Origin of the sequence: uncultured Paraglaciecola sp., from assembly GCF_913058035.1 — a bacterium.
In the GTDB taxonomy this organism is placed as follows: domain Bacteria; phylum Pseudomonadota; class Gammaproteobacteria; order Enterobacterales; family Alteromonadaceae; genus Paraglaciecola.
Window position 1 is genome coordinate 1 of sequence record NZ_CAJXPA010000237.1, and the last position, 5305, is coordinate 5305.

Annotated in this window: 4 protein-coding genes and 1 pseudogene; 2 read left to right on the top strand and 3 right to left on the bottom strand. The window is 38.0% G+C overall.

The genetic code is table 11. The features are described from left to right. Window positions 1-433: 433 nt before the first annotated feature. Window positions 434-970, bottom strand: coding sequence for an adenylate kinase (locus QZ562_RS19265; RefSeq protein ID WP_293763885.1), 537 nt, complete (start codon window positions 968-970; stop codon window positions 434-436). 1177 nt (window positions 971-2147) lie between these two features. Here QZ562_RS19265 and QZ562_RS19270 point away from each other — a divergent pair. Beyond that, complete coding sequence (locus tag QZ562_RS19270) at window positions 2148-2876, top strand: glycosyltransferase (protein ID WP_293763888.1); 729 nt, start codon at window positions 2148-2150, stop codon at window positions 2874-2876. Window positions 2877-3540: 664 nt separating this feature from the next. Here QZ562_RS19270 and QZ562_RS19275 read toward each other — a convergent pair. Continuing rightward, the gene (locus QZ562_RS19275) at window positions 3541-3927 is read right to left on the bottom strand and encodes a DUF4864 domain-containing protein (protein WP_293763891.1); all 387 of its coding nucleotides are present in this window, start codon (window positions 3925-3927) and stop codon (window positions 3541-3543) included. Between the two features lie 306 nt (window positions 3928-4233). Continuing rightward, window positions 4234-4509, bottom strand: a pseudogene (locus QZ562_RS19280) (transposase); the annotation flags it as partial. A gap of 175 nt (window positions 4510-4684) precedes the next feature. On the opposite strand from QZ562_RS19280, the gene QZ562_RS19285 reads away from it, so the two are divergent. Continuing rightward, window positions 4685-4975: a hypothetical protein gene (locus QZ562_RS19285; RefSeq protein ID WP_293763894.1), complete on the top strand. Its 291-nt coding sequence runs from the start codon at window positions 4685-4687 to the stop codon at window positions 4973-4975. Window positions 4976-5305 lie beyond the last annotated feature (330 nt).

The following is a 5305-nucleotide window of genomic DNA, read 5'->3' on the forward strand; positions in this document are numbered from 1 at the left end:
CCCACAGCCTCGCTTGCTGACTCAATACCCAAAAGGCCAGATTGACACTCAGCTAATGTAATCATTTTATTAGCTTCTTCTGCGTAACCGTTGTCATTCTTTTTGAGTTTAGATGTGAAGATAACCGCATAATATGGTGTTTTTGGTGTGTTAGCTAAATGAGGCATCGAAACTCTTTGATATATAACGAGGTTATAGAATTTTTTTTAGAAAAACAGTCTCAAAAATCATTAAAAATCAAGCCTCAAAATACGATAACACGTGAAATTTGAGGCAATACCCTACCAAAATGACTTTACAGGCTCTACTGATGTTAATTTCATCCGTCATCTTCCACTTTGGAGAAATTCTATAGTCTCAAAGCCGTTCTAAAGGAATCAATTTTTGGTTATAAGGTTAAGGCACCAAACCTAACCAATTGTTTTAATCTCGTTTAAGTGCCTTGTATATGCTTTATATTACGCATTTTTAGAACAAACTCATCTAATTCAGAAATCGAACTTATCACATAAATAGACTTATCCGTCGATGCTGCTTTTAATTTTTGTAAGAACCCATCATTCCAAAATTTTGGACACAGTTTTAATGTTTTATAGCTTTGTAAGCTACCTTTTAAAATAGAACTGCCATCTGGCCAACCTTCAGGCTTAATAATCAAGCCTTTTAGGAGTCGCTTTGTTACTAAGTAATAACTGACAAAATAAGGTAGGTCTATATAGATCAATGTATCAGCTGCCTTTAGTCGCTTATTAAATGGCTCAATTAAATCGAAGCCATCAATGATCCAACTATCTGACGACAGCATAACTTCATGTTTGCTATGGTACGTTTTCAGATCGACCTGTTCCCCATTTTTTTCATATAGAATTGAATCTAATTGATACAATGGTATGCCTGTCATTGATGCTAGATCTTTACTCAAAATGGATTTACCACTGCCAGGTTTGCCGAAAACGGCTATTTTTTTCATACTACCTCCAATAACTAAGAATAATCCCATGAGGCAAAAATAGAAAATCCGCCTCTTGGGCGGATTTGACAAATTATAAACGCATCAAAAATCCCACCATTCCTTCGGAGTGATGATAATTCGAGATATCGGTTGCATAAAATTTATGTCCATAAATCATCCTGTTCGATGGGCATATTAATGTCAACGACTAAGTGAATAAATAGTGTTAGCGATAGCATATAACGAGGCTGGGTGTTTGGGTCAGTTCTTTGAGGTCAAGTCGCTTTTTTAAAAATCAATTAAATTAAGCATTCAGTTTCAAGCATAAACTTTGATTCTACACGGCACCGCCGTCGAATTTAATGGGTAGCTTTACTTATCGAACCGATATTATTCAGACCTACGGGGGCAAGAGCGCTTGATTTAAACGGCTCTTGACCCCGCAGATTAGTTGGAGGTGAGTGAATTGGATCTGCAGTTTGCTGTTCGCTAAGTTCTTAATACGCTGTGCGCACTAAGATTATTCATTTCATTCACTTATGTGCTTCGCACATGGCATCCATGTCTTTTACAAACGAATTCCTTCGTTCAACTTACTTTTTACCTACAGCCGCAAAAAGTAAGCAAAAAGGGCCGCTCGAGGGCAATGCTCTTTATTCGATTATTTTGTGAATCAAGCAGGTCGTTTGCATTTGCTCCCGGCAAGCGGAAGCCGCCCTTAACAAACTCAATTAGTATCCCGCGCGGCGACCGAATGCTAATTGCCCTACTGAATTCACATAGTAATCGGCAAGCTTTGAGTCAAGGGTAGGTCACAAGCATCGGCTTTGCCGACTGGGAGTTTTAGGTTGCTTCGTAATTAATTAACGTGGATGTCTTGTTAATTTGTTTGTTAATTTGTCAGACAAGTCTGTTTGAATAAAAGCCGTTCATCATCATAAACAAAGCTGGTTTGCACAACAGTGGGAGGCGCTTGTTTTGAATTCTGAATTACGTGGAAACAGTTGAGTAATAGACGAAAAATAGCCGACTTTCACTCCCTTAAGAATATAAAATAGAAGATGTCAATATGGAAAATATAAGGCATCATGTATTTTGATTTTAGGAAAAATGACGTTTTATTTTACCTATACTCAAAATGAATGACTCAATAATCATGCTTAGATAAAAATCTATTTAAAAAGGGTATCGACTTATGCATTATTCCATAATAATTCCTGCTTATAATGAAGAGGAACTGCTGCCTCAAACTTTGGAAGCAATTGATAAAGCGATGGCAGGCATTAGTCATTACTCTGGTGAGGTTGTGGTCACAGATAATAATTCTACCGACCGAACTGCAGCTATAGCTAAAGAATATGGGGCTAGAGTGATTTTTGAATCTTTCCAGCAAATTTCAAGAAGCCGCAATGTTGCTGCAAAAGCCGCAAAAGGGAAATACCTGATTTTTACGGACGCAGACACAATTATTAGCTGTGAACTAATTGAAAAGAGTTTGGATTTAATGGCTTCCGGCGATGTTTGCGCAGGTGGAGCTCTTGCCGAATTTATAAATTCCGACCTGCAATCTAAAAAGTTAAGCAAATGGTGGAATGTATTTGCCAGAAAAATGAAAGTGGCTTGTGGCGCTTATATTTTTTGCCGTAAAGAGGACTTTATAGAAGTGGGTGGCTTTAATGAAAACGTCTATGCGAGTGAAGAAATCTGGTTTGGTCGAAAACTTAAAAAATTGGCCCGTAAACGTCGTCAGAAGTTTATAATCGTATCCATACCTATTCAAACATCAGCCAGAAAGATGGAATGGTTTGGTCCGTGGCAATTATTCTGGCAGTTCCTTCCAATGATATTTTGTCCATGGTTAGTGCGTAGTAAACGTTTTTGCGATTTATGGTACAAGCGACCAAACATTAAAGAAAACAATTAAGGCTTTAAACATAATTATCAAGCTCACCATTCTAAATATTTTCAAATGTTATGTATATTTGATTTGTTTGTTTTTACAACAATTTAGATCTTAAATGTAATTAAACGTGTGGCCTGTCCACTATCAAGCAATTGACATATTCATAAAATAATCACGCTAGCCTGTCGCTCACGATCCACAATCAGTTGGGTCACATCAAGCCAGAATAATGGCTTACCGGATCAAAATTGTGACGTTTTTCATAAACAGTATTTACTAAGACACCCACGATAACGCTAAAGCGAAGTCCTAACTTTTTGATATAAGCAGCGACATATTTACAATGGGTGTCTTGATAATTCGTTGTTCTAAATTGCAATAAATCCATATTGTGATCGAAATGTTTGGGTGATGAATCGATAATTTGGCTAGGTACTATGAAATAGCGTGTTGTAAAAATTTTGCTGACAACTGAGGCGAACCTTGTTGTTGTTCCTGAGCTTTTTTCACAAGCTCCACAATCACCTTATTGACCGGCGCAGTTGTTTGGAAGAAGCTAAAAAGAAGCTAAAGAAGACACCCACTTTTAAAAAGTAATAAAACAGAAAATATGAAGACACCCATTGTAATTAATTTAAAATTTTTACGATGGGTGTCTCTGTAAATATGTCAGTTTGTTATTGCTTTAAATCCTTATACCCATGTTTTTACCTATTGGAATAACAGAGTCAGTCATCCACATACCATCATGAGTGCCACCGCGCTGTATGCTAAGTTTAAATTGATAGCCATATTCAGTGCCTGATTGAGTTTGCAACCATACCGCCTGTGTGGCTACATCTCCGGCAATATCGATGTCTTCAAGGCGAGCGCTAGTATGGTTAAGCATGTCAGGGTATCCGCGTTTTATCATCTGCGTGAATCGAGATAGCGGCCCGGTAACTGACTTATTCTCTGGAGAGGCGAACCTGAACACCGTCGCGATGCCTTCATTATCGTCGTCATTTTTTTGCATCGAGTCTAGGACAATGCCGATGACTTGCTGAGGGGTATAGGTTTCATTGGGAGCCATGTTAAGTCCTTGTGCTAGTGCAATTCTGGGCAACATTAAAAGCAGTGCCGTAACTATAAAAGCGCTACATCTGTGTGCAAGTTTACAGTTAACATATTGTTTGATTTTAAGATGGTACATATGGAATTGTCCCCGGTTGCATTCAGAAATAGATTTACAGTTATATTACGAATGAATGCTCAAATTTGGATCTATTGAAAAACAACTGGATTGAGTCGACTGCTGCGGAAATACAAAGACACCCATCGTTATTAATTTAAAATTTTTACGATGGGTGTATTTGTAAATATTTGTAAATATGTCCTCGACGACTTCAAGCTCACTCCAATGCTCTGCGCAGTCTTTATCGATAAATAAAACAACGTGATAGTGATTGTGCATCACCGCATAAGCGCATAAATCGATCGCAAAGATAGAAGCGAGTTCTAATAACTTATCTTCGATCCATTGTCGTCGGTGTTCATATGACTGACCAGTGAATTTGTCTTTACCGCACAGAAAAGCACGACGGACGTAGCGTCAGCTGCAATGGTAATAAGGGGGAGCATCGAGAGAAACCAGTGTCTTCCTTGGTCTTGGCATCACAGTATCCTTTGCGAATTTAAGGACTAACAATATTGACACTCGATGTTAATATGTCAATTCTAATATATGGGTGTCTAGTATTTTGTGGCGCAGATTGATATTGGCGGATAGGCCTTTTATGCTACCTATACTTCACACGAAATGATCCTTGTTATAAGAAACGGAAATAACCATGAAAAATTTTAAACTTACATCAGCTGTAACCATATTGATTATTACATGTTCTTCAGCCGCATCGTATGCAGCTACTCTTGTGAACAACAATCAAGGCAAAGGTGCCACTGTCGCTTCGTGTACGGATGGCGATCCAGTTACTTGGGTTAACAATGACGGAACAACCGGAACCGATACATATGGTAATTACACCTGCTACCCAAACGGAACTGTTCAACCAAATGTTAACTTAGTCAGTGCGGAAAAGTTACTTCGCTTGGCAAAACCAACTGCTGAGGCAAAAAAGTAAAAACACATGCCTGAATCATCATTTGGTAGGGTCATGATAATGAGCCATATGGGGTTATTGGGAAAAGCTAAAGAAGACATCAAATACTAAAATACAAAGACACCCATCGTAATTAATTTAAAATTTTTACGATGGGTGTCTTTGTAAATAAACGATGTTTAGCCTTCAAGCTCATGAGGTTTTTGATCACTTAATGGGTGAGCTAAAAGACGCTGTAGTCGACACTTTTAACAGTGAGGACATTGACGAAAACGGCATAGACCCGGACAGTGAATTGTTCGACATTACTATAAAAATTACAAAGACACACATAGAAATCAATCGAAAAAA